We start from the raw sequence: 231 nt of genomic DNA on the forward strand, positions 1-231 counted from the left end.
TAAGGAGACTGTTGAAAAGAATAGCCAAAACTGCAGATGAAATAGCTCCAATCAAGATCAGACTGGCATTGCGACGACCAATTCCAAGAAGGATAAAGGAACCTAGTCCGCCAGCTCCGACAAGGGCTGCTAGAGTCGCTGTCCCGATAATCATTACCGTTGCCGTCCGAATTCCTGATACGATGACAGGCATAGCTAGAGGCAGTTCAAACTTCTTGAGCAGCTCCCACT

1 protein-coding gene is annotated in these 231 nt (G+C 48.1%); it reads right to left on the minus strand.

All coding sequences use genetic code 11. The annotated features are described in order from the left end of the window. Positions 1-231 (minus strand): ABC transporter permease subunit (locus ACSNOK_RS36495; protein WP_436784933.1); only part of this gene is annotated, 231 nt, incomplete at both ends.

This window comes from Streptomyces sp. URMC 126, from assembly GCF_051386555.1.
Taxonomy (GTDB): Bacteria; Actinomycetota; Actinomycetes; order Streptomycetales; family Streptomycetaceae; genus Streptomyces.